22 protein-coding genes are annotated in these 25400 nt (G+C 57.6%); 20 read left to right on the forward strand and 2 right to left on the reverse strand.

The genetic code is table 11. The features are described from left to right. Positions 1-575 precede the first annotated feature (575 nt). The 12 genes from F0155_RS21310 (at position 576) to F0155_RS21365 (ending at position 14567) form a co-directional block, all read left to right on the forward strand. The gene (locus F0155_RS21310) at positions 576-1583 is read left to right on the forward strand and encodes a sugar-binding transcriptional regulator (protein ID WP_150526593.1); all 1008 of its coding nucleotides are present in this window, start codon (positions 576-578) and stop codon (positions 1581-1583) included. 34 nt (positions 1584-1617) lie between these two features. Continuing rightward, on the forward strand, positions 1618-3057 hold the full coding sequence (locus F0155_RS21315; protein WP_150526594.1) for an extracellular solute-binding protein: 1440 nt from the start codon (positions 1618-1620) through the stop codon (positions 3055-3057). 93 nt (positions 3058-3150) lie between these two features. Then, complete coding sequence (locus tag F0155_RS21320; RefSeq protein WP_150526595.1) at positions 3151-4074, forward strand: carbohydrate ABC transporter permease; 924 nt, start codon at positions 3151-3153, stop codon at positions 4072-4074. A gap of 3 nt (positions 4075-4077) precedes the next feature. Beyond that, on the forward strand, positions 4078-4935 hold the full coding sequence (locus F0155_RS21325; RefSeq protein ID WP_150526596.1) for a carbohydrate ABC transporter permease: 858 nt from the start codon (positions 4078-4080) through the stop codon (positions 4933-4935). A 4-nt stretch (positions 4936-4939) separates the two neighbouring features. Further along, positions 4940-6049, forward strand: a complete 1110-nt coding sequence (locus F0155_RS21330; protein WP_150526597.1) for an ABC transporter ATP-binding protein — start codon at positions 4940-4942, stop codon at positions 6047-6049. Then, a complete protein-coding gene (locus tag F0155_RS21335; protein WP_150526598.1) occupies positions 6046-7173 on the forward strand; it encodes an ABC transporter ATP-binding protein in 1128 nt (375 codons plus the stop codon). Before F0155_RS21330 ends, F0155_RS21335 begins: the two co-directional genes overlap by 4 nt. After that, entirely contained in the window at positions 7170-8729 is a 1560-nt protein-coding gene (locus F0155_RS21340) for an FGGY-family carbohydrate kinase (RefSeq protein ID WP_150526599.1), read from the forward strand. The genes F0155_RS21335 and F0155_RS21340 overlap by 4 nt, the downstream gene beginning before the upstream one ends. Continuing rightward, positions 8726-9766, forward strand: coding sequence for a 2-hydroxyacid dehydrogenase (locus tag F0155_RS21345; protein WP_150526600.1), 1041 nt, complete (start codon positions 8726-8728; stop codon positions 9764-9766). Before F0155_RS21340 ends, F0155_RS21345 begins: the two co-directional genes overlap by 4 nt. A 7-nt stretch (positions 9767-9773) precedes the next feature. Continuing rightward, positions 9774-11339 (forward strand): glycerol-3-phosphate dehydrogenase, encoded by a 1566-nt coding sequence (locus F0155_RS21350; protein ID WP_150526601.1) that lies wholly within the window; start codon positions 9774-9776, stop codon positions 11337-11339. Beyond that, positions 11336-12403 carry a class II aldolase/adducin family protein gene (locus F0155_RS21355; protein ID WP_161599868.1) on the forward strand — a complete coding sequence of 356 codons (1068 nt, stop codon included), beginning with the start codon at positions 11336-11338 and terminating at the stop codon, positions 12401-12403. Before F0155_RS21350 ends, F0155_RS21355 begins: the two co-directional genes overlap by 4 nt. Further along, positions 12400-13653 (forward strand): FGGY-family carbohydrate kinase, encoded by a 1254-nt coding sequence (locus F0155_RS21360; protein ID WP_150526603.1) that lies wholly within the window; start codon positions 12400-12402, stop codon positions 13651-13653. The genes F0155_RS21355 and F0155_RS21360 overlap by 4 nt, the downstream gene beginning before the upstream one ends. 98 nt (positions 13654-13751) lie before the next feature. Then, positions 13752-14567: a TIGR01459 family HAD-type hydrolase gene (locus tag F0155_RS21365; protein ID WP_150526604.1), complete on the forward strand. Its 816-nt coding sequence runs from the start codon at positions 13752-13754 to the stop codon at positions 14565-14567. 26 nt (positions 14568-14593) lie between these two features. Here F0155_RS21365 and F0155_RS21370 read toward each other — a convergent pair whose 3' ends face one another. Then, positions 14594-16066, reverse strand: coding sequence for a xylulokinase (locus tag F0155_RS21370; RefSeq protein WP_150526605.1), 1473 nt, complete (start codon positions 16064-16066; stop codon positions 14594-14596). Beyond that, the gene (locus F0155_RS21375) at positions 16063-17049 is read right to left on the reverse strand and encodes a sugar-binding transcriptional regulator (protein WP_150526606.1); all 987 of its coding nucleotides are present in this window, start codon (positions 17047-17049) and stop codon (positions 16063-16065) included. Before F0155_RS21375 ends, F0155_RS21370 begins: the two co-directional genes overlap by 4 nt. A gap of 154 nt (positions 17050-17203) precedes the next feature. Here F0155_RS21375 and F0155_RS21380 point away from each other — a divergent pair, with 154 nt between their 5' ends. The 8 genes from F0155_RS21380 (at position 17204) to F0155_RS21415 (ending at position 25242) form a co-directional block, all read left to right on the forward strand. Beyond that, positions 17204-18514 (forward strand): iron-containing alcohol dehydrogenase, encoded by a 1311-nt coding sequence (locus tag F0155_RS21380; protein ID WP_204934579.1) that lies wholly within the window; start codon positions 17204-17206, stop codon positions 18512-18514. A gap of 2 nt (positions 18515-18516) precedes the next feature. Continuing rightward, entirely contained in the window at positions 18517-19338 is an 822-nt protein-coding gene (locus F0155_RS21385; protein WP_150526607.1) for an HAD family hydrolase, read from the forward strand. Continuing rightward, the gene (locus tag F0155_RS21390) at positions 19335-20018 is read left to right on the forward strand and encodes a class II aldolase/adducin family protein (protein WP_150526608.1); all 684 of its coding nucleotides are present in this window, start codon (positions 19335-19337) and stop codon (positions 20016-20018) included. The genes F0155_RS21385 and F0155_RS21390 overlap by 4 nt, the downstream gene beginning before the upstream one ends. Before the next feature lie 30 nt (positions 20019-20048). Then, on the forward strand, positions 20049-20945 hold the full coding sequence (locus F0155_RS21395) for a carbohydrate ABC transporter permease (protein WP_204934581.1): 897 nt from the start codon (positions 20049-20051) through the stop codon (positions 20943-20945). Next, positions 20945-21820, forward strand: coding sequence for a carbohydrate ABC transporter permease (locus F0155_RS21400; RefSeq protein ID WP_425299990.1), 876 nt, complete (start codon positions 20945-20947; stop codon positions 21818-21820). Before F0155_RS21395 ends, F0155_RS21400 begins: the two co-directional genes overlap by 1 nt. Positions 21821-21872: 52 nt before the next feature. Then, positions 21873-23378, forward strand: a complete 1506-nt coding sequence (locus F0155_RS21405) for an ABC transporter substrate-binding protein (RefSeq protein ID WP_150526610.1) — start codon at positions 21873-21875, stop codon at positions 23376-23378. Positions 23379-23440: 62 nt separating this feature from the next. Then, on the forward strand, positions 23441-24163 hold the full coding sequence (locus F0155_RS21410) for an SDR family oxidoreductase (protein WP_150526611.1): 723 nt from the start codon (positions 23441-23443) through the stop codon (positions 24161-24163). Positions 24164-24177: 14 nt separating this feature from the next. Continuing rightward, entirely contained in the window at positions 24178-25242 is a 1065-nt protein-coding gene (locus F0155_RS21415) for an ABC transporter ATP-binding protein (RefSeq protein WP_150526612.1), read from the forward strand. Positions 25243-25400: the final 158 nt, after the last annotated feature.

A 25400-nucleotide genomic window follows, 5' to 3' on the forward strand; every position in this document is an offset into this window, starting at 1 on the left:
ACGACCATCCCCTTGGCAAAACTGGCCATAAACGGCCAGCCCATCCAGAAAAAGGTGCCAAAAGATCGGCTAACGCATTGATCTAATGCACAAAACACCCGCTGGCCAAATTTGGCCAGGGCTGGCCATTTTTGGCCAACGGGCAAAAAGCAACGCATATCCAGGGGGTTGGGCCTGGTAGCGGCGGGCAAGCGCAGGAATGCCGTGGAACCATTTCCGCCGTAGCTAGGTGTTGGTTCTCAGCTCAGTCCCGGCGGCTGCTGCAACAAGCCGTGTGAGATTTATACATCTCGCGCCCCAATTACCAAGCATGGTCCAGTAGCTCCATACTGACCGAAATACTTGCTCTTCAAAACGGCATAAAACCCAACAACTGCTAAAAGCAGTGATTGAAAATAGGCCGGAACCAGACACCCTAAACTCACTCGCCTCGCAAGCAGCATCATTTAACAACGTTCCATGCATCAACGCTCAGAATTGCAGCGCATAATTCAAACTTGTCAAAATTTACGTTGCGTCGTTTTTTGTTATGCCGTAGGGTAAATGAAATAAATTCCATGATCGGAATATATTTCATGCAAGGCTCCAAATCTGAAATAGCTTCAAAAGCACCTTCCTCATCGCAGTCGGACAACGATCTGGCAGCCCGCGCAGCCTGGCTGCATTTTGTCGGGGGAATGACGCAGGCGGAAATTGCCAAAAGGCTGAATGTTCCCAATACGCGCGCCCATCGCTACATCGCACGGGCACAAAACGAAGGTCTTGTTCGGATCTTTGTGGACGTAGAAGAAACTGCCTGCGTTCAGTTGGAAACAGAATTGATGCAACGCTTTGGCCTCGGCTTTTGCCGAGTTGCCATGGAGATCCCCGAACCTGGTCCCCTGCCCCTCAAGACACTGTCTGCGGTGGGGGCTGACTATCTCATGCAGATTGCGGCTGGACGCCAACATTCAGTCATAGGAATCGGGAACGGGCGAACGCTGGCAGCGTCTGTCAACGCCATGGGGCGTCAGGCGTCTCCAGAAGTCCGCTTTGTGTCGGTGCTAGGCGGCCTGACGCGGTCCTTTGCTGCCAATCCCTATGACGTGATCCATCGCATTGCGCAGAAAACCAGTGCAGATGCCTTCCTGATGCCTGCGCCACTCTATGCCAATTCGGCTGAGGACAAGACGGTGATGATGCAGCAATTCGGCATTGCGGCAACAATGGACCTGATCGCCGAAGCCACGCTTTTCATCGTCGGTATCGGTGATATCGGCACCAGCCGAGGCGGCATCAGCGACTCTTCCCTGAATGGCCCGACGACAGCAGAAGACCTGCGAAACTCCGGCGCGGTGGCCGAAGTGCTCGGCCAGTTTCTTGATGCCGACGGCCAAATGGTCGCGTCGCCATATGACGACCGCGTCATGGCACCCGCTCTGAACAGCCTTCGCGACCGGGAGATGGTCGCAATCGCGGGAGGAACAATAAAGGTGCCGGCAATTCGGGCAGCCCTTTTGAGCGGGTTGCTGACCGGCCTCATCACTGACGAGGGGACAGCTCGTGCCCTCACAGGCACACCCGGAGAACCGAGCGGAGTGTGACCGCTGAAAGACGAGCATTTTGGGAGGAAATGAAATGCACGATAAGGAAAGAGACCTGATTTCAGCTTTCATGCGCGGACAGATGAGTCGGCGTAGTCTGATCAAGCGGCTGGGGCTGATGGGAGCGACAGCCGCTTCTGCGGGCACGCTCTACAACCTCATGTCAACCAATGCGCTTGCTGCTGACTTCGACTGGAAGAAGCACTCCGGCAAGGGCGTCAAACTTCTTTTGAACAAGCATCCCTACACGGATGCGATGATCGCCAATCTCGACAATTTCAAGCAACTCACCGGCATGGACGTAACCTATGACGTCTTCCCGGAAGATGTTTACTTCGACAAGGTGACGGCCGCCCTTTCGTCCGGCTCCAGCGAGTATGACGCCTTCATGACCGGCGCCTACATGACCTGGACCTATGGTCCGGCTGGCTGGATTGTCGATCACAACGAGTGGATCAACGACCCGTCCAAGACCAATCCCAACTACAACTGGTCTGACATGCTGGACGGCGTTCGCAAGTCTTGTGCGTGGAACGGAGTTCCGGGCGGCGCTCTCGGCTCCGACGACGCCAAGCAGTGGTGCATTCCCTGGGGCTATGAGCAGAACAACCTCACCTTCAATGCAGGCATGCTGGAAAAGGCCGGTGTTGGCGTTCCGAGCAATCTGGATGAATTAATAGAAGCCGCAGCCAAGGTACAGGCCGCAAATGACGGGATTTACGGCATTGGCGTACGCGGTTCGCGCTCTTGGGCAACCATTCACCCCGGCTTCCTGTCCGCCTATGCCAACTTCGGAGAAATGGATCTTAGCAACGATGGCGGCAAGCTGTCTGCGGCGATGAACACTGCCGGTTCCAAGGCCTTCCATGCCAAGTGGGTGAAAATGATCCAGGACAGCGGCGCTGCCGACTGGTCAACCCACACTTGGTATCAGGTCGGAACCGATCTTGGTGCAGGCAAGTCTGCAATGATCTTCGATGCCGACATCCTCGGCTACTTCATGAACGGCGGTGACAATGCCATGGCCGGCAAGCTTGCCTATGCGCCATTTGCGGCCAATCCGGAGGCTCAGGCCCCCACTCCGAACATCTGGATCTGGTCACTTGCCATGTCCAAGTTCTCCAAGGATCTGGATGCAACCTGGTATTTCATGCAGTGGGCATCAGGTCCCGAGCACGGTCTGTTCGGCGCAACGCAGATGGACTTCGTCAACCCGGTTCGCAAATCGGTTTGGGAGAGCATGGACTTCCGCGATCGCCTCAACAAAAGCTATCCGGGATACGTGGAAATGCACGACGTTTCGGCTCCCGGCGCAAGCATCAAGTTCACTGCGCAGCCTTTGTTCTTTGATCTCACCACCGAGTGGGCAGCCATGCTTCAGCGCATGGTGGCAAAGGAAATCCCGGTCGACGAAGGCCTTGATCAACTGGCGGACAGTATGGACTCGCAATTGAGTGAAGCCGGGCTCCGCTAACTTCCCGAGGCCAGGGGGTGGGCAAATTCCTCTCCTGCCCCCTGTCCCATCCGATCCCACTTGTTTTCGTCGAAAGACACCCACGGAGCCGTCATGACCGCCCACGCCGACATTCCGGCAGTCCGGCCACGAGCCCGGATATCGTCCCGGTATCTGCCCTATATTCTCAGCCTGCCGGCCCTCCTGGTCTGTATCGGCATCCTCGTTCCCTTTGTGACAGCCATTTACTATTCGCTGCAACGCTATCGCATGTCGCAGCCTTGGAACCGGGGCATGAACTGGGGCGAAAACTACCTGAACTTCCTGTCAGATTCCTCTTTCTGGCATACGCTTCAGGTCTCGCTTGTCTACGCTTTCCTGACCGTCGGCATCGAACTTCTTCTTGGGCTCGGCATTGCACTCCTTTTGCAAAAGCGTAGTAAAGTCAACAACTTCGTATCCATCATGCTGTTGATGCCACTGATGACGGCGCCGGCCCTTGCAGCCTTGATGTTCAAGCTGATGACCAACTCCAACTTCGGCATCCTCAGCTATTTCATGCAGGTTCTGGGTTTCCCGGATTTCCGCTGGGGCGCATCGCCGTCGACTGCGCTCTTCACTGTGGTTCTTGTGGATGTGTGGGTCTACACACCCTTCATCATGATCCTGTTGTTGGCCGGTCTTCGCTCGCTGCCCACCCAACCATTCGAAGCCGCCGCCCTGGATGGCGTGCCCCGTTTGGAGCAGTTCTGGCGCATTACCCTGCCGATGCTGACACCCTACGTTCTGACCGCCGCCCTCTTCCGCCTGCTCGACTCCATCCAGCAGTTCGACATCATCTACGCGATGACGCAGGGCGGACCGGGCAATACGCTGATGGTGTTTCAGGTTGAGGCCTATCTCAACTTCTTCCAGTCCACCAACGTCGGGCGCTCGACCGCCCTGCTCCTGATCCTCTGGGCCATCACCTACATCCTGTCCAACATCTTCGTGAAACATTGGCTGCGGCTTCGTGAACGCGCCCGTGGGGAGGCCTGAGACATGGAACACCAGTCCACACTCGAACGCTGGCTTCGCGGCATCGCACTTTCGCTTGTTGTTCTGTTCTTCATGTTCCCGATCTTCTGGATCTTGCTCATGTCGCTGCAAACCAACGAAACCATCCTGCGCTCACCGCCCAGCATGGTCTTCACGCCAACCTTGAACAACTACGCGGCAATCATCGCCGGACGGCTCGACTCCAATGTTGCCACCATGAGTATCGAGTTCATGCGCAACCTGATGAATTCGTTCATCCTTTCTGCTGCTTCGGTGGCAGTGTCGCTGTTGCTTGGGGTTCCTGCCGCCTACGCCTTTGCACGTCACAAGTTTCGCGGCTCGGAAGATATCGCCTTCACCTTGCTCTCCTTCCGTTTTGCACCGCCTCTCCTCGTCTTGCTGCCGCTGACGCTGTATTTTCAGGAACTCGGCCTCGCCAATACCTATTTCGGCCTGATCTGGGTCTACCAGCTCATCTGCCTCCCATTGATCCTTTGGATCGTCCGTGGCTATTTCGAGGACATCTCGCCGGATATCGAACACGCCTACCGCATCGCAGGTCATGGCTGGTTTGCCACCTTCCGCAAGATTGCCCTGCCGCTTGCCGGTCCCGGTATTGCAGCTGCCGGTCTACTTGCGTTCATTTTCGCGTGGAACAACTTCGTCTTCGCGCTGGTATTGGCATCTGCAGACAAGCAACCGGTAACCGTCGGAGCCCTCGCATTCGTCACGGCTTCGGGCATCCAGTATGGCCAGATTGCTGCGGCCATTGTTCTATCAATCACTCCCACATTAGCCCTGGCGCTGTGGGCTCAACGCTACCTGGTGGAAGGTCTTTCACTGGGCGCGGTCAAGGGATGACGCCATGAGCCGGATCACACTCGAAAACCTGACCAAGCGTTTCAAGGAAACAACTGTCCTTGACGGCATCAATCTGGAAGTGCCTGAGGGAACCACTCTTGTTCTCTTTGGCTCATCGGGCGCTGGCAAGACGGTGCTCCTGCGCTGCATAGCCGGAGCAATTGAACCCGATAACGGACGTATCTTGATCGGCGGTTCCGATTTCACCGATGTTCCGCCGGAAGAACGTGGCATTGGCATGGCCTTTCAGAACTTCGCGCTCTTCCCGCACATGTCCGCCTTCGACAATATCGCAACGCCATTGACTGCCCGCACTTTGGAAAAGTCAGCCATACAGAAAGCGGTCGACGGCGTCTCCCGCCTTTTGAAGATAGAACACGTTCTCTCCCACAAGCCAAAGGCTCTCTCCAACGGCCAGAAACAGCGCACCGCGCTTGCCCGCGCACTTGTCTCCGAGCCCAAGGTACTGCTGCTCGACGATCCGCTGCGAAACGTTGACGCCAAGCTACGGTTCGAGATGCGGCTGGAACTCCCTCGCCTTCTCGCTGATCGCGGTGCGACAGTAATCTACGTCACCCAGGACTATAAGGAGGCAATGGCCCTAGGTGATCGCATCGCCGTTCTGGAAGCAGGCAGGATCACCCAGATCGGAACACCGGAGGACATCTATCGGCGCCCGGCAAATATCGACATAGCCAAACTCTTCGGCGACCCTACCATCAACCTTCTAGATGTCATCCCCCAACGCGACGCATCGGGTGTTTTCGCCACACTATCCGATCAGCGCATTCCGCTTGACGACGGTTACACAGAGTTCGTTGGAGAGGATTGTGTTCTGGGCCTTCGTCCCGAAGCGCTCAGCTTCGCCGAAAGCTCCAAGGCAGTTCCCGTCACCGTTGAGGCCGAAACGCCGTTTAACGAGAAGACCGTCACACTGGTCACGACACTGCGTAAGCGCGAGATACTGCTGTCCCGCCCTGCAGGCACCCCTGCGCCTTCGTCGGGCAGCGCCAGAATGGCCATCGACCCTCGCGGTGCGATACTGTTTGACCGGGCATCCGGCAACCGCATTGATCCAAAGTCAACGGCCTCAGCAGAGGAGGCTGCAGCATGACCACCCCTCTGCTCGACCTCAGACAGGTTAACAAGAAATACAACGAAGGCAGCAAACATCAGGTCCATGCAGTTCGCGAATTGAACCTTGCCGTTGAACCCGGCGAGATCGTCGCGCTTCTGGGATCATCCGGCTGCGGCAAGACCTCCACCTTGCGCATGATCGCAGGCTTTGAAGAAGTATCCAGCGGCTCGATTCTGATCAAGGGATCGCCAATCCACCAACGCCCGCCTGCAAAACGCGGTGTAGCAATGGCCTTTGAAGGCTATTCTCTCTATCCCCCGCTCACCGTGCGCGAAAACATCGCCTTTGCTCTCAAAGGTGAAAAGCTTGATCGGCAAGAGGTAGACCGCAAGGTTCTGGAAATCGCAGACCTGCTCGAAATCCACGATATCCTTGATCGTTATCCCAGCTCGATTTCTGGCGGCCAGCAACAGCGCGCCAGTTTGGGCCGGGCCCTCATTCGCAATGCCGACCTGCATCTCCTTGACGAGCCGATGGGCCAGCTTGAGCCACAGCTTCGCGCTATTTTGCGTGGCCGTATCAAGCACTTCATCAAGGAGCGCGGACTGACAGCCATTCTGGTCACACACGATCAGACCGAGGCGAACGCCCTTGCCGACCGGATCGCCGTGATGGAAGGCGGTGTCTTGCAGCAGTTCGGCAGCCCCGCCGAGCTCAAGGACGCGCCCGCCAACCTCTTCACCGGCACCTTTATCGGTGAACCACCCATGAATATCTTCAATGCCGAGCTTGAAGACACGGGCGATGTCGTACGCATGCGCCTTGAAAAGGAGGTTTACCTAACGTTTCCCGGCAGTGCGTTCTCCGGAAACCTCAGGGCGCTTCTGGCGAAAGAGCAGCAGTTTGTCATTGGTGTCCGCCCCCACGCGGTGCACATCCATCAAGACGGCGAGCCCGGCACCGTCTTTGCAAACCAGTGGCTTGGTGACCAGACCCATATCGCAGCCAATTTTGCAGGTAGCTCGATCATTTCCGTGCAGCATGACCGCACGGACTATCGCAATGGTGACACGATCCGCGTTGGCATCAAGGCATCGGACCTGCACGTCTTCAGCCGTTCCTCCGGAAATGCCCTCAGCCATGGTGGAGATATTGCATGAGCAAGGATCTGCTGATTGGAGTGGACGCGGGTACGTCGGTCATCAAGGCCGTTGCGTTTGATCTTTCCGGACAGCAGATCGCCATGGCCAGCCGCCGCAATAATTACCACTCAGTGCCCGGCGGCGGCGTTGAGCAGAACATGGCGACGACCTGGACTGATACCGCTGCCGTCTTGAGGGAGCTGGCCGAGACAATCCCCAATTGCCGCAACCGCGTTCTGGCGCTTGCCATCACAGCTCAGGGCGATGGAACATGGCTGGTTGACCGGGACAATGAGCCGGTTCACCACGCATGGCTTTGGCTGGATGCACGCTCCGCAGATACGGTCAGGGCGATCTCGTCCTCCAGCGCGATCAACACCATTTATGGACGCACGGCCACCGGACTCAACGTCTGTCAGATGCGCTCCCATCTGGCATGGATGAAGCAACATGCACCGGAGCTGATTTCACGCGCAGATGCTGCACTCCATTGCAAGGACTGGCTCTATCTCAAGCTGACTGGCGCTCGCGCCTCTGACGTTTCTGAAGCTGGCTTTACCTTCTGCGATTATCGCACCGGCGCCTATTCCCCCGAGGTGCTGGAGGCAATGGGAATTGCCGACCTCGCACACTTGCTTCCCCCCATTGTCGATGGAACCCGGCAGGCACACCCACTATCAAGTGAGGCAGCCGCTGCGACGGCTCTGCCCTCGGGCCTACCTGTTGTCCTTGGCGGCGTAGACGTCATATGTTGTGCCATTGGTGCGGGCCTTCACGATGCAAGTGCAAAGCGCGGCGTAACGATCCTCGGCTCCACTGGCATGCACATGCGCTTCGTCCCGTCCGCTAGCGATGTTGTGCGCAATGCCGACCTTTCTGGCTATACCATGCCCTTTCCGGGCGGCACCTTCGCCCAGATGCAGACCAATATGGCCGCCACGCTCAACATCGACTGGGTCCTTGGTCTTGCCGCCGACATGCTCGCCTCCGCCGGTGTCGAGAGATCCCCATCCGAACTCCTGGTTGGTCTGGATGATCGCATTCTCGCCGCCCTAACCGGCAAGGCGATGTACCTACCCTTCATCTCATCCGCCGGGGAACGCGGTCCCTTCTGCGAACCTGATGCACGCGCCAGCTTGACCGGGCTTGACCAGACGACCAACTGGGCCGAACTCCTGCGCGCCATCTTCGACGGTCTTATCCTCGCATCGCGCGACTGTTATGCGGCGATGGGCAACATCCCGGAGGAAATCCACCTGACTGGTGGCGCGGCCAAGTCAAAGGCCCTAAAAAAGCTGCTCGCCTCTGCCCTCAACGCCCCTGTGAAAACCGTAGCGCAAGCAGAAGCTGGTGCCGCTGGTGCCGTCATGATGGCCGGTGTTCAGCTAGGTCTGTTCAGTGACCTGACCGAAGCCTCCCGCAAGTGGGTCGACCCTCTGGTCGGTGATGCCGAGTTCCCCGATCCCGCGCTAGCCGCCACTTACGACACGTTGTTTGAAACATATCAGACCATTCGCAAGGCCATGCCGCCCGTTTGGCGGGCCCATTCTGACGCCAGAAGGAAGCTGCAATGACAACAGAAGTGGCCATTATCGGTGACAGGTTCATGTTGTCTTCCATGTTCGAGGAAGCCCTTCGGGACGCCTGCGGTGATCGCATCACTTGCCGGAAGCTCGACTTGCCATGGCCGGATGAGCCGATGGAACATGGCTATGCAGTTGCCGGACTTGAAGGTCTGAAGGAGTACATGGGCACGCCCGAGCAGGTGCTGGAACACCTCGGCAACGCCCCTATCCTTGTCACCCATCTGGCCCCACTGCCGGAAGCGGTCTTTGCCTCCGCTCCAAATCTGAAGATGGTTGCGGTGTCACGCGGCGGCCCTGTCAATGTCTCCATGCAATCGGCTGCCGATCACAAGGTTCTGGTCGTCAACACGCCGGGCCGGAACGCGTCTGCCGTCGCCGAGTTCACCATCGGCGCGGTCATCGCCGAAACCCGCAACATCACCCGTGGCCATGATGCCTTGCGCAAAGGCGAATATCGCGGCGACCTTTACCGTGCCGATGTGACCGGAGACGAACTCTCCGACATGACCGTCGGCATCATCGGCTACGGCGAGGTCGGCACCCGCGTCGTGCGCCTTCTCCGCGCCTTCGGCACCCGCATTCTGGTTTGCGATCCTTACGTCCAGCTCACGGTCGAGGACAAGAATGCAGGCGTTGAGCACGTCTCGCTCGACACGCTTCTGGAACAGTCTGACCTCGTCTCCCTGCACCCGCGCGTGACCAGCGAAACACGGGGCATGATAGGCGCAGAGCAGATTGCAAAAATGAAAAAGGGCTCGGTTCTGGTCAACACCGCCCGAGGCCCGCTTTTGGATTATGACGCCCTTTACGAAGCCCTTGTCTCCGGACACCTGCGTGGCGCGATGCTGGAGACATTCGCCATAGAGCCCACACCGCCCGACTGGCCGCTGCTGCAGCTTCCCAACGTGACCCTCACCCCGCACATCGCCGGGGCCTCCCTGAAAACCGTCCGGATCGCCGCCGCCAAGGCTGCTGAAGAAGTTCGCCGCTGGCTTGACGGCGAACCACCCGTCAATCCCTGCTGAGGCCGACATGCAAGCTGACCAATCCAACACTCCGTCAACCGGCAAGGGCGGCAAAGACAGCCCCTTCGATCTTCTGGTCGTTGGCGGCGGCATCAACGGCGTGGGGGTTGCCCGCGATGCGGCTGGACGCGGCCTTTCCGTCCTTCTCTGCGAAAAGGGCGATCTCGCCGAAGGAACCTCTTCCCGATCCGGCAAGTACATTCACGGCGGCCTCAGATATCTCGAATACTACGAATTCCGGCTTGTCCGTGAAGCGCTGATCGAACGGGAAGTTGTTCTGAACGTCGCCTCGCACCTGTCCAAGCCCTTGCGGCTGGTTCTGGTCCACAGTCCGGAACAGCGCCCCCGCTGGCTCATCCGCCTTGGCCTTTTCCTTTACGATCACCTCGGTGGCCGCAAGCGTATCCCGGGCACAACACCCGTAAACATCCAGCAGGAATGGCCGGTTGGATTGATCGAGCCATCCTTCACCAAGGGCTTTGCCTACTACGATGTCTGGATCGACGACGCCCGCCTTGTCATCCTGAACGCAAGAGATGCTGCTCGGCGCGGCGCGGAAATCCATACCCGCACGAAAATCGTCGCTGCCCGTCGCGATGGGGAGATGTGGCAAGCCGATTTACAGGACGTCCTGAGCGGCAAGGTCAGAACCATCCACGCCCGTGCCATCTTCAATGGCGCTGGACCCTGGGTCGAAAATGTCCTCAACGCTGTGGAAGGCTCGAAGACGTCCTCACGCGTCCGCCTCGTCAAGGGAAGCCACATCATCATGAAGAAATGGTGGAAGGGCGACAACGGCTTCGTTCTTCAGGCCGCCGACAAGCGCATCATCTTCATCAATCCCTACTTCGACGACCTCGCGCTCGTCGGCACCACAGACATTCCCTTTGACGGCAAACCCGAGGACGCTGCAATCGACGGCAATGAGGTCAACTATCTGATCGGCATCCTGAATCGCTATTTCCGCAAGAAGCACAAGGCCGACGACGTTATTCATGCCTATTCCGGTGTCCGCCCGCTCTTTGATGACGATGCGGACAAGAACGCATCAGCCGTCACCCGCGACTACACATTCGAACTGGATGGCGTGCCGGACAAGACCAACTACAAGCCCCCGCTCCTTTCTGCCTTCGGAGGCAAACTCACCACCTATCGCAAACTTTCCGAACACGCGCTGGAGCGGCTTGTTCCGTTCTTCCCGCACATGGGTAAATCATGGACGGTCGGGGCTCCGCTTCCCGGCGGCGACATCCCGGATGCTGATCTTGAGAGCTGGTCGCGCGAATTCAGGCATGCATTTCCCTGGCTTCCCGACCGCCTTGCCGGCCACTACATCATTACCTACGGAACAGAAGCGGCAACCGTACTTGCCAACGCCAAGTCCGTTGCAGATCTTGAGCAGCACTTCGGCGCCAATTTCTATGAGCGCGAGGCTCGTTGGCTCATTCAAAACGAATGGGCCCGGACCAGCGAGGACATCCTCTTCCGCCGCACCAAGCATGGCATTTTCCTGACAGACGCCGAAAAGGCACGGTTCGAAGAATGGCTTCTGGAAAGACGAGGCGCAGCATGAGCATCTTCCGCGACCTGAAAAACTCGACCGAATTTCAGGCTCTCATCGAGACCTCCGCCCGTCTTGGCTCCAACCCGCTTCAGGTTCAGGGCGCTGGCGGCAACACCTCGCTGGAATCAGACGGTGCGATGTGGGTCAAGGCGTCCGGCACATGGCTGGCGGATGCGCAGGCTAAGGAAATCTTCGTGCCCATTCACAGCACCAGAATGATGGACGCCCTTTGCTCAGGTGATCCCAAGGCAGGCAACGTCCTGAACTTCACCGAGCAAAGCGAAAACGCCTCTGGCCTCAGAGCCTCCATCGAGACAAGCGTTCATTCGGCGATCCCGGCAAAGGTCGTGCTCCACACCCACTGCGTCGCCACCATCGCCGCCGCCGTTCGCAGTGATGCGGAAAGCTTCATCGCAGGAAAGCTTGATCTCGAATCCACCACCTTCATTCCGTATGTCAAACCGGGCAATGATCTCTCACATGCAATTCGCAAGGCGTTGACGCCGAAGACAAACATTCTCGTTCTTGGCAATCATGGGCTCGTTGCCTGTGGTGAAACGGTTGCGGAAGCCGAAGCCCGTCTCCTTGCCGCAAGCCGCGCCCTTGAACCTGAAACAGCAACGCCGGAACGGCAGCCTGCCGATGGCTTTGCAGCAGAGCTCGCAGCGTTTGGCTGGGAACCCGTCCCTTACGGACTGACGCAAGCAATCGCCTTTGATGACTGGCTCCTCAGCCTTGCCGACGGTGCAACACTTTACCCCGATCATCTTGTCTTCCTCGGCCCCGGCGCTTACGTCGCCCGCCTCGACGAAAGCATCGAAACAGCCATTGGCAGCGCAACGAACCGCCAGTTCCCCCTCCGCCTCGTCGTCATGCCTGGCAAGGGCGTTGCCACCCCCCAAGGCAGCTCCGCCTCTCAATTGGCACTCGCCCGTGCTTTTGGCGATGTCCTGACGCGTGTCGAGCGCGACGTTGCCGTAAACCGTTTGACGGAGGCGCAGGAAGCTGAACTTCTGGACTGGGATGCGGAAAAGCTGCGTCAGGCCCTAGACAAATCCAGAGCAACTGCATGAGTGGAAAAGACCTTTTTGTCGGCATCGACGTCGGCACTTCCGGCGTCCGCACTGCCGCCATTGACGGCAACCGACAAATCGTCGCCCTGACCAAGGCGCCGATGGATGGCCAAAGCGACGCCCGCCGCGATCCTCATCAGTGGCAGCAAGCGCTTGCAACTTCCCTCAAGCAACTCATCGGCCTTATCGACCCTGCCCGGATTGCCGCCATCAGCGTTGACGGAACCTCTGGCACCGTCCTCGCCCTTGACCGGAACGCCGAGCCGGTCGGTACCGGCCTCATGTACAATGACGTGGTGGATGACAAGACTATTCTTGCCTCCATCGCGGCAGCCGCCCCACGGGAAAGCGCCGCACATGGTGCAAGTTCCGCTCTCGCCCGCGCGATCATGCTGCAACAGCGCTCCGGCACTGCCCGCATCCTGCATCAGGCGGACTGGATCGGCGAACTCCTCAGCGACAAACCTGCTCTGACGGACGAAAGCAACGCGCTCAAGACCGGTTACGACCCTGTTGCCCGCCGCTGGCCGGAGTGGATGGCACAGACGCCAGTCAGGCGCAGCGAACTGCCGGATGTCGTTCCAACAGGAACCACAACCGCCACCACCAGTGGCACCTTTGGCCTTCCCTCGGGCATTCCCCTTGTCGCAGGCGTGTCCGATGGCTGCGCCTCGTTCCTTGCCACCGGAGCTGACGAAGTCGGTGACGGTGTCAGCTCGCTCGGCACCACGCTGACGATCAAGCTGCTGAGCGACCGGCCCATCTTTGCACCAGAATACGGCATCTACAGCCACCGTATCGGCAATATGTGGCTTGCGGGCGGCGCCTCCAACTCTGGCGGCGGCGCGCTGCTCAATCATTTTACGCCCGAGGAAATGCACGCGCTCAGCCAGCGGATCGACCCGGCGAAGCCCTGCGATCTCGACTACTACCCCCTGCCCCGCCCGGGCGAACGGTTCCCCATCAACGATCCAGCCTTGCCCCCGCGCGAAACACCGCGTCCGGCGGATGATGCGGAGTTCCTGCATGGGCTGCTTTTGGGTATCGCCGGCGTCGAACACCTTGGCTATTCACGCCTTGCGGAACTAGGAGCCCCGAAGCTGAAATCCATTCGCACAGTTGGCGGTGGCGCAGACAATCCTGTCTGGACAGTTTTGCGGAACAAACTGCTCCACGTTCCCGTGCGCGAAATCCTTGCTAGCGAGGCAGCTGTCGGGTCGGCCACCATTGCGTTGAACGCCCTTTTGTGACGATCCACATCAGCTTCAATAATCCATACTGACACCAGACCAACAAACCCCGAAACAAAAAACCGGAACAACAAGAATTTCGCAGGAGCTCCCCGTCCATGCCTCGCGCCATCTCGCATCTTGCGGAAATCGTGGATGATTTCGACTTCATGCTGCTCGACCAGTTCGGTGTCCTGCATGATGGTCACCGCGCCTTCCCTGGAGCCGCAGCTTGTCTTGATGCTGTGAGAGAACTCGGAAAACCTGTCGTCGCACTTTCCAATTCCGGTCGACGTGCAGCCTCTAATATCGAGCGGCTGGAAAAGCTCGGCTTTGCCCGCACCAACTTCGTCTCTGTTGTTACCTCCGGCGAACTGGCAAGACGGCGGCTTGAGGACATGCTGGCCAAAGGCGACCTTAACCCGGGAGACGATGTCCTGTTGATCTCCCGCGAAGGCGATTTCAGCCTGTTGAATGACCTTGATCTGAGAATGGTGAATTCCGGAACCGGCGCGCGCCTCGTCATTATTGCCGGTGTCACGCCTGAAGAGACCAGCCTTGAAGAATATCAGGCACTGCTGAAGCCGCTAGCAGACAAGGGTATCCCTGCGATTTGCGCCAATCCGGATCATGTCATCTATGCAGGAGGCAAGGCAGCTTTCGGTCCGGCCGTTGTTGCCGCAGACTATGGCGCATCTGGCGCTCCCGTCTTCTATCTGGGAAAGCCGGGCGCAGACATGTTTGCAGCCGGACTTGCCGCCCTTGGCGACCCAAAACCCGATCGCTGCCTCATGGTCGGTGACAGCCCCCACCATGATATCGGTGGCGGCAAAAAAGCCGGATGCAGAACCCTGCTTATCACTTCCGGCATTCAATCGGCGCAGGGTGAAAATGAAATCACCGCTGACTATACAATGCCTGCCTTCATTTTCTAACTCTTCGTTCTGAAGAAACAGTGGCTTCAGAAAGTTGGACGATAAGCTGCAGCCTGCCTGCGCGAAAGCTCGTCCCACTCACCTCGCAATGCAGTGTTGGGCAGTATTTCCGGTTCCTCGGCACTCATGGCGGATGCAGCTGCGTCGAAATTGGAGTACCACCCCAAACCGACAGCAGCAGCCATGGCCGCTCCAAGCGATGACGCCTCCAGAGAGCGGCTGACAGCCAGCGGCAGTCCCGTTGCATCAGCATACATCTGGGTCCACAGGCGACTGTTGCCACCACCTCCAACGGCGATGATTTTCTGCGGCTTAAGCCCCGCTTCCCGCATGGCCGCAATGGCGCGGGCACTTTCCAGCGTCAAGGCCTCCAAAATGGCCCGGTAAAGATGCCCCAGACCATGCCCCGGCGCCAATCCGCTGAAGCTTGCACGAGCGGATGGATCCCAGTGAGGATCCATACAGCCTGACAGATAGGGGCAGACGAGGACGCCTTCTGATCCTATTGGCAATTTTTCGGCCTCTGCCTCCAGACTGGCGAATACGCCCGGATTAGCTCTCCCGCCTGCGAATGTGTCGACAAACCAGTTGAGCAAAAAAGCTCCAGCACGAAGGCAACCTTCAAGAAAATAGCCCTCACCGGTTGGCGAGGTCATTGTGCGCCAGTTGTGGCTGATGCGCGGTTCTCGCGACCAGGCCCCGGTAATCAGAGCTGTTCCAAGGTTGAGAAAGACAACACCCGGCCGGGCGCCGTTGACACCGAGTCCGGCGCATTGTCCGTCTCCTCCGCCCGCAAAAACCGGCGTGCCCGCAAGAAGCCCTGTTTGCGATGACGCCGAAGACGTGATTTCACCGATACGGGCGCCTGGTTTGGCAAGGTCGGCAAACTGGTTCGGACGTAGGCGGAGATGATCAAGGATCTCCTGTGACCACGCCTTGGCAGCAATATCGAAAACACCGAACGGGTCCGCACTTGTCCAGCTGGCGACCTGTGTTCCCGTAAGTCGACCCGTCAGAAAACCGTGTACGTCCAGAATCTTGGCTGTAGCTTCAAGTACTTCCGGTGCATTGCGACGCATCCATTCCAGCCTGTAGATCACCGGCGTCAGGTCTGCAGGTTTGCCTGTAATCGCGTGAAGCCGATTGCCTTCAAACTCTCCCGGCAGCTCGGCAACTTCCTTTTTGGACCGTTCATCGAGCCAAACGATACCGGGGCGCACCGCACGCCCTTGGGAATTGATGAACGAAACCGTCTCGCGTTGGTTCGATATAGCCAATCCGGCAATCCGGTCCGCTCCGACCTTCGCGGTCACTTCGTTCAATGCAGAACAACAGGTGCCCCACCATTCCTCGACATCCTGCTCCACCCATCCGGATTGCGGCATGGAGAGACCGATTGCCGCCCGCCCTTCCGCAATGGCTTCGCCAGAAGCATTCCACGCGATGGCCTTGGCCGTCTGGGTGGAGCTGTCCAGGCCGATCACGATGTCCTTGTTCATGGATTCCCCTCCAGAAGACGTGTTGCCATAGCAAAATCCGTCACGAGATGTGTTGCATATCCGCCCGCCAACATGGCACGGATGGCCTGATATTTTTCGGCACCGCCCGCCACGCACAGGCGCACGGGGACATGCATTAGCTGACCGAGTTCAATTCCGATCTGGCGACCTGTCAGCGGGCCCTCGACTTCTTTGCCCGCAGCATCGATGAACCTGCCAATCATGACACCGATTGCTCCGTTGGCCTGATAGGCAGCTGCGTGCTGTTCCAACAAATCGTCGCCATAGGCCCAACGTGTCTGTTCATTCAGCTCACCAACGCCGAGCAGGACAATGTTGCAGCCTCTGATCCGTTCGAAGTGCTTTTCAAGAATGGGCTCGCGCATCAACGCATCGCGCAGCTCCGGAGAAGTCACCACGGCTGGCGCATGGTAGTTGAGGCACTTTGCATTCAGCCTGCTTGCAATCAACAAGGTGCAGGATTCGGGAGTGGTTGCTTCATCCCCGAGTGAACTTCCGGAAATCTGAACCACCTTGACGTCGGGCAGATCCCTTTCCGGCAGCGCTCTTGCAACATCGGCAATTGTTCGACCCCAGGCGACACCAAGGACAGTGTCCCGCGAAAGCCAGGGTTGCAACACATGGGCACCCGCTATGCCAAGCCTCTGGCGCAGTTGATTGGGTTCGTTCGGATCAGCAATGACCGGCGACACATATGCACCTGCCAGATCGTACCTGTCGGCGAGTCTCTGGCTGATCGCCACATTTTCCAGAAGATCGGGAGCAACGGAGATATTCACCAGACCAGCACGGCGAGCATCTGCCAGATAGTTGGAGACCGAAGCTCTGGAGACACCTAACGCAGATGCCACATCCGCCTGCGTCTTGCCTTCAGCGTAATAAAGCCATGTGGCCCAAGCAGTTACATCACCGCCAAATTGCGCCGGAACCGGACGAGTCGCCTCCTGAATTTTAGCTGCCATATGATCAACTCCACCCCTGTAAATTTCCTCTAGGTCAAGTTATTGACATTTTCCAATATGTATTGATAATCGTCAACAACAACATTCACCAAACGTTATCATGATCCAGATGCGAACGTCCCAAACGATAGAGACACCACCGAAGCGGAACTGGATGTCCCACATCGAGGACGTGTATCTTGGCCGCTGGACCAATCCCCGAACTGGTGAAAAAGCTCCGCGAGCACCAGTGGCGAGGATCGAAATCCTCGACACTGTTGCTGGCAGAGAGGCGGAGCTGGTGCGTTCGGTCGGCATAAATGGTGAAGTTCATCTGGTCGCCGACACAAACACACACGATGTCCTTGGCCATCAGGTTGCCAAAGCTCTCAGAAGCGACGGCTTCACCGTCCATGAAGTCATCCTCCCCGGACGGCCACACGCCACACTCTCCGAGATGGAAAGTCTGAAACAAAAGCTGGTGAACGCAGAAGCTGCGATTGCCGTAGGATCAGGAACCATCAACGACCTCACCAAGTTTGTCGCGGCCCAACAATCCCTGCCCTATTGCGTATTCGGCACAGCTCCATCGATGGACGGCTACGCCTCCTCAACTGCATCGATGGGGCTTGAGAGCGGTCTGAAGGTGTCCCTTCCCGCCAAGCCGCCCCGCGGAGTGTTTCTCGACATCTCCGTACTCGCCGCCGCCCCACCCCACATGGCGGCGGCTGGCTTTGGGGATTGCCTTTGCAATTCCGTTGCCCGGATCGACTGGTGGATGTCCCATCGCGTGCTCGATACACAATTCTGGTTCGAGCCCTACCTCGTCACCGAACCGGACGATGGTCTGCTTGAGGAAAATGCAGAAGCAATAGGCAACAGGGAGCATGTCGCAATTGGCTATTTGACCCGTGCGCTTGTGCTCTCGGGTATGGGGGTCAACTTCACGGGCGTCTCAAACCATGGTTCGATGGGCGAACACCAGATTTCCCACTACATTGACTGCTTTGCCCGTGAGCGACATCCCGGCACCCTGCACGGCCAGCAGGTGGGCGTTGCCACACTGTCGATGGGTCGCATCCAGTCGTGGTTCCTTGATCAGGCCGCCCCGCCAAAGATCATGCCGACAAAAATCGATCCCGACGACATGACCCGCCGTATGGGACCTGCAATTGCACGCCAGTGCGAGGAAGAGTACCGCAAGAAGGCACTTGATGCAGATGGCGCTGCGCGGCTGAACGAACGACTGCAGGAAATCTGGCCACAGCTGCGCGAAGAATGCCGCGCCCTTCAGGTTCCGGTCGAACACATGAAACGCAAATTGGCCGAGGCAGGAGGCGCGACAAGCGGTGCGGAGCTCGGTCTTCCGTCCGAATTCTACCGCGAAGCCGTGCGCCATGCCCATGAAATGCGCAACCGATTTTCCTTCGCCGATCTGGCCTGCGATGCTGGCCTGCTCGACGGCTTCGCAGCATCGGAGGCATAACCATGCGCGCAATCTGCGAAATGCCGATCGAGATCGCAGCTGGCATCCACACTGTCTTCGCTGACATCGACGACACGTTGACAACCCACGGCCGCCTGCCTGCCACATCCTATCGTGCACTGGAACGCCTGAGGGCGGCCGGTATCAGGGTTGCACCCATAACCGGCCGTCCGGCAGGCTGGTGCGACATGATCGCCCGGATGTGGCCGGTTGACGGCGTGGTTGGCGAAAATGGAGCGATGTACTTTTCCTACGACGAAGCGTCGAAGAAAATGCGCCGCGCTTACAGCGCCAGCCAAGAGGAAAGGCGTTACAATGCCGAACGGTACAAGACGATTTCCGCTCGTATTCTAAAGGATATACCTGGCACCGCGATTTCCGCCGATCAAGCGTATCGAGAAGCAGATCTGGCCATAGACTTTTGCGAGGACGTCCCACCACTTCCCTCCGATGATGTCGCTCGCATCAAGGCGATCTTCGAAGACGAAGGCGCCGTCGCCAAGGTTTCTTCGATCCATGTCAACGGTTGGTTCGGAGCCTATGACAAACTTTCCATGGCACGCCGCTTTGCGGATGAAGTGCTTGGAATTGATGTCGACGCTGACAAGGATCGAATTCTGTTCTGCGGCGACAGCCCGAACGACGCCCCCATGTTCGGCCACTTCCCGAACGCCTGTGGCGTTGCCAACGTTCTTGAATTCAAAGGCCGTCTCGAAGCCGAGCCAGCCTGGATATCCAGATCAAACGGCGGAGAAGGCTTCGCCGAAATAGCCGAACACATTCTCTCTGCCCGAGCAGAGACATCCAGGAGACTGAGTGCATGAAAAAGGACGAACTGGCGCTGCGTGAAGAACTGATCGCGTGCTGCCGTGAAATGAACTCTAGCGGCATCAATCAGGGCACCTCGGGCAACATCTCTGTTCGTTATGGCGAGCGGATGCTGATTTCCCCGTCCGCCACCGCTTACAGCGCACTGGAACCCGAGATGATCGCATCGGTCGATCTGAACGATCCAAAGGGGGCTTGGGTAGGTCCGCTCAAGCCGTCGACGGAGTGGCGTTTCCATCATGCACTCTTGAGGGACCGAAAGGACGCCGGGGCCGTGGTTCATGCCCACCCGACCTACTGTACGACGCTTGCCATCGCTCGCAAAGATATTCCGTCCTGCCATTACATGGTTGCGGCGTTCGGCGGCAACAATGTGCGCTGTGCGGGCTACGCTACCTTTGGCACCGAGGAACTCTCGACCCTCGCCATTGAAGCCATGAAGGATCGGACAGCCTGTCTTCTTGCCAACCACGGCATGATCGCGATTGGCGAAAATCTCGCCAAAGCCATGTGGCGCGCCATCGAACTGGAGACCATTGCCCGCCAGTATTACCTCAGCTTGCTGATCGGTGGACCGGTGCTGCTGAGCGATGACGCAATCAACGATACGCACAAGTCTTTCGCCGGTTACGGCCTTCAGGACAACAACGGCAAAAAGGGCAAGAAGAAGTCATAGGCAGCTGCACCATTCGGGAGGAGAAATCGAGTGACAGCGGTATTACCAAAACGCATCAAGGACATTCTGCTCGGAGACAGCCCTGTTCCGTGGCTTGCTCCACTGGTGACGATGCTTGTCGTCTTCACCATTTATCCGCTTGTCTACAATATCTGGCTGTCCTTCCATGAGTATGCGCCATTCAAGAGACGGCTTGTCTATGTCGGCTGGGACAATTGGTCCGCGCTTGTGAATGACACCCGATTTTGGGATGCCCTGTCCGTAACCTTCACCTACTTCTTCGTGCTTTTGGCCATTCAGGTCGTTCTGGGCATGCTCATCGCTCTCCTTCTGGATAGCGATGAGCCCGGTTTCGGTATCCTGCGGGGGCTTCTGACCCTGACGCTGGTTATTCCGCCTGCGATCACAGGCATGATGTTCCTGCTGATGGAAGACCCGGCCTTTGGGGTTTTGACCTACGTTCTCAACGGTCTTGGAATTCTCTCCCCGGATGCACCAATTCTTGCAACGTCTTCGACGGCGCTAGCTGGTGTGATGTTGGCAGATATCTGGCAGTGGACACCCTTCATGGTGCTGATCTTTCTGGCAGGCTTGAGATCCTTGCCAACGGAGCCCTACGAGGCTGCGATGTTGGACGGTGCCTCGTCGTTTCAGGTTTTCCGCAAGATAACGCTGCCCATGATGTCAAAAGTCATCGCCGTTGCAGTCCTCATCCGCGGCATCGATCTCTTCCGGGCCTTTGACTACATGTTCGTCATGACATCCGGCGGGCCAGGTACGTCAACCTACACACTGTCGCTCTACGCCTGGCAGCAGACCTTCAGTTTCGTCAAATGGGGTTACGGGGCAACACTCAGCCTCGTGGGGCTGGTGTTGATCATGATCATCGCCAACATCTTCATCTATGTCTCAAAGGTGCGCTGGTGATTGTTGAGAACAAAACTCGTCGGCGTCTCCGCATCGTGGTCGCCTGGTTCGTGACGGCGCTGTTTGTCTTTCCGCTGTATTTCTGGACGACGACAGCCTTCAAGGAAGCCAAGGAAATCTTCAATGTTCCTCCGAGCATCTGGAGCTTTTCGCCGACCCTGCGCAATTTCGAAGAAGTGTTTGGCATTTCCTTCGGTTTTCTGCGCCAACAGGAGGTTCTTCCTGGCGGCGGCAACTTTTACATGGCCCCCCGGCTGTGGGACTCCATCATCGTTGCCCTCTTCTCCACTGCGCTCGCGATCATCATTTCCACGCTTGCGGCCTATTCCCTCAGCCGCATGAATTTCCGTGGCCGACACCACTTCGTTTCGTGGGTTCTGTCCACCCGCATGATGCCACCAGTCGCTGTCGCAATTCCGATGTTCTTCATCTACAAGGACATCGGTCTGATGGACACCCATCTCGGCATCATCATCATTCACGCCTTGATGAACCTGCCGCTTGCGGTCCTGCTGCTGAAGAGTTTCTTCGATGATATTCCGCAGGAGATCGACGAGAGCGCGATTGTCGACGGCGCGTCCCGCTGGCTTATCTTTCGGCGGATTGTCCTACCGATGGCCATGGGGGGTGTGGCTGCCACAGCAGTCCTCTGCTTCATCTTCTCCTGGACGGAATTCATTTTCGTCCTGACCCTCACGCAAACAGGCCTGAAGACCGTTCCGGTGGTCTCGTCCAGCTTTGTGACATCTACAGGCACGGCCTGGGGCAATATGGCCGCCTTGGGAGTGGCCGCCATGTTGCCTGCCTTTGTCTTCATTCTGCTGGTCCAGAAACAGCTGGTCCGCGGACTCACCCTTGGTTCCCTCAAACAATAAAAACAGGAGACGTCAAGGAACCACATTATTGAACCCTTGGGAGGAACTTGAAATGAGAGACAGCGATAGAAAGCAATACCTCGCCAACATCGTGGACGCCTATGTCCACCGGCGTATGGGACGACGCGACTTCCTGAAAAACGCTGGCCTTCTTGGCCTTGGAGCAGCGTCCTTCGGCGCTGGCATGCGTCGCCCATTCGGGCTTGGCTCCATGCCCTTTGCCAATGCTTCAGAAGACCTACGTCCCTCAGAGGAAATCCTGAAATGGGTCAAGGACGTATCCGGACCATTCCGGGGAACCACCCTCAAATTGGCAACAGAGTCCACGCCGCCATCCAACGCGATCAACAGCCAGCTCAAGAAATACTTCGAGGAAGCCTCGGGCATGACCGTGGAAATCGAGGTACTGCCGCTTGAGCAGGTCCTGCAGAAGATGACGCTCGACATTGCCTCCCAGCTTGGCACATACGACCTCTACTATATTGACCAAAGCTGGGCTGCATCAGTTAACCGGGATGTCTTCGATCCCAGAGAGCAGATCGAAACCAAGCCGGATCTGGCAATGCCGGGCTACGACATGGACGACTTCCTGCCTGCCCTCGTCGATGGTATCGCCAAATATGAGGATCGCTGGGTGGGCGTGCCTTATGACATTCCGATCTTCATCATGATGTACCGGAAGGACATCTGGGAAGAAATGGGCTTCAAGGCTCCAACCACACTTGAAGAATACTACCAGCAGGCCAAGGCGATCACCGACGCGAAGGGACCGTCACTCTATGGCTCGACCGGCCAGATGAAGTCCGGTCACTATTCGCTGGAATGCGACTGGACAGCATGGCTCTGGGGTCACGGTGGTTCGATTTTCGGTTCAGACGGCAAATTTTCCGGCAACGACGAACGTGGTCTGGAAGCCATGGAATACTGGACGAAACTCTGGAAGACCATGCCTCCCGGCGTAACCGGCTGGACATGGGACGGACAGGGCCAATCGGTTGCCCAGGGCGTAGCGGCCTCGATGATGAGCTGGGGCGAATTCTTCCCCTATTTCGACGACCCGTCCGCAACCAAGGTTTCCGGCCTCATGGAAGCCGTCCGTGTTCCTGTACCAACCCGCGCACTGCGCACGACTGCGGAAACCGGCTTTGGCGAAATTCCAGGTGTCGGCCATCAGGGCGGATCCTCCCTGGCAGTTTCGAAAAACTCCAAGAACCCGGATGCAGCCTGGATCTTCATGCAATGGGCAACCAGCTACGACACTCAGGTTCTCATCACGGCCCTTGGTGGCGGCACAGGCCCAACACGCAAGAGCGTCTATGATGATCCCCGGATCATCGCCAACAATCGCGTGGGAGCCGGCACCACACGTCACCTCAATATCGTTCGTGACACGATCGCCATGGACATGGGCTCGGAACCTGACCTGCCGCAGTGGGCGGAAATCTCCAACGACACGATTCCTGTTCGCCTCGGCAAGTATTTCGCTGGTGAATATGGATCAGCGAAGGAGGCGATGGACGACATTGCACAAGCCGTCGACAAGGTCGTCGCGGGCTAAGGCGCCATTGACGGGGAAGCGGTTTGCCGCCTCCCCGCCTGCCCTTCACCTGGGAGTTATCCATGACAAAACCACTGGTCGCGATCACCGGTGCCAGTTCCGGTATTGGTGAAGCCACGGCAAGAGCATTTTCGAAAGCGGGACACCCGGTGCTTCTGATGGCTCGCCGGATGGATCGCATGGAAGCCATGAACCTTCCGAACGCTGTTCTGAGGCAAGTGGATGTGCGCGATCGGGACGCCATTGCGGCGGCAGTGCGCGATGCGGAAGCCATCCATGGGCCCGTCGACATGATGTTTGCCAACGCCGGCATTGCCCGGCTGGCTGATATTGGCCGTCAGCCACCGGAAGAATGGGACGAAATGATCGACATCAATACCAAAGGTGTCATGAACACGGTCCATGCTGTCATGAAAGGCATGATGGAGCGGCGGCACGGCACACTGGTGATGATGAGTTCCATCGCCGGTCGGAAAGTATACCCAGACCACACGGTGTATTGCGGCACAAAATTCTTTGTTCACGCCGTCGCTGAATCCCTGCGTGAATACCTGTCAGCCCATGATGTGCGTGTCATCGTCCTGTCACCAGGCGTCATCGAAACAGAAGTTCTGAGCGGAGTGCTCGATGAGACAACCCTCGCCAACTACAAATCCAACAAAGCGAAAATGGGCGGAGGCATTGGCGCAGAAATTGTGGGCGACCTCATCCTCAATGCCTACCAGCTTCCGCAAAACGCCCTCGTGCAGGAAATCTGCCTGACGCCGACCCGGCAAACATACTAGGGAAACAAAGACTTATGGCCGACGTCGCCTATAATAACATCAGCAAGAGCTATGGGTCCTTTGAAGTAATGCGGGACTTGTCGCTGAGTATCAGTCACGGCGAGTTCGCGGTCCTCCTTGGTGCATCGGGCTGCGGCAAGACAACACTGCTCAGAATGACTGCAGGACTGGAGACCATTTCGGGCGGAGACCTGTCGATTGACGGCAAGCGGGTGAACGACGTACATCCGCGCGACCGCGACATTGCGATGGTGTTCCAGAACTATGCGCTCTACCCGACGATGTCAGTTTACGAGAACATTGCGTTCTCCCTTGAAATCAAGGGACTTGGCAAGGATGAAATCCGCAAGAAGGTCGAGGAAGCTGCCAGTATCCTGAACCTCACGGACTATCTCAAACGCTTCCCGCGAGAGCTTTCCGGCGGCCAGCGCCAGCGCGTGGCCATGGGGCGCGCAATGGTTCGTAATGCCAAGGTTTTCCTGTTCGACGAACCTCTCTCCAACCTCGATGCCAAGTTGCGAGCCCACATGCGCGTAGAGATCCGGCAGCTTCACAATCGCCTTGGTGCAACGACAATCTACGTCACTCACGATCAGATCGAGGCAATGACCATGGCCGACAAGATCGTGCTGATGAAAGGCGGGAAAATCGAACAGGTCGGAACACCGGATGACCTGTACGACCGTCCCGCAACGCTTTTTGCCGCAGAATTCATTGGTTCGCCGTCCATGAACTTCGTCAAGGGCGAAGTCTCTGTCGAGGACGGCATCAGCTGGTTCCGCTCGGACCATGTTCAGCTTCAGCTGGCTCCCGACACATCAGTGCCCACGGGCAAAAAAGTCACCTGCGGTCTTCGCCCCAATGACCTTCAGGTCGATGAAAACGGCGGAATACTGGCCACATTAATCCTGACCGAAAAAACCGGCGCAGAAGTGAACTTGCACCTCAATGTGGACGGTGCAGATGTGGTCGTCACCGCCCCACGAGACATTCGCCTTGCACAGGACGCTCCTGTCCGCCTCTCCATTCCAGCCAGCAACATCCATCTTTTCGACACGGAAACGGGCATCAGGCTCTGACACCAGTTCAAACGTGCCCGACATCGACATGAGCCGTAAAACCGGTCGGTTCCTAGATTGAAATCGGCTGACTACATCAGGCGAAGGTGCGGGAACCAAACTGACAAGTTGATGGTGTGGACAGCTCCACCATCCGGCATCGTGATGTGCCATGTTGG

Origin of the sequence: Roseibium sediminis, from assembly GCF_008711325.1 — a bacterium.
In the GTDB taxonomy this organism is placed as follows: domain Bacteria; phylum Pseudomonadota; class Alphaproteobacteria; order Rhizobiales; family Stappiaceae; genus Roseibium; species Roseibium sediminis.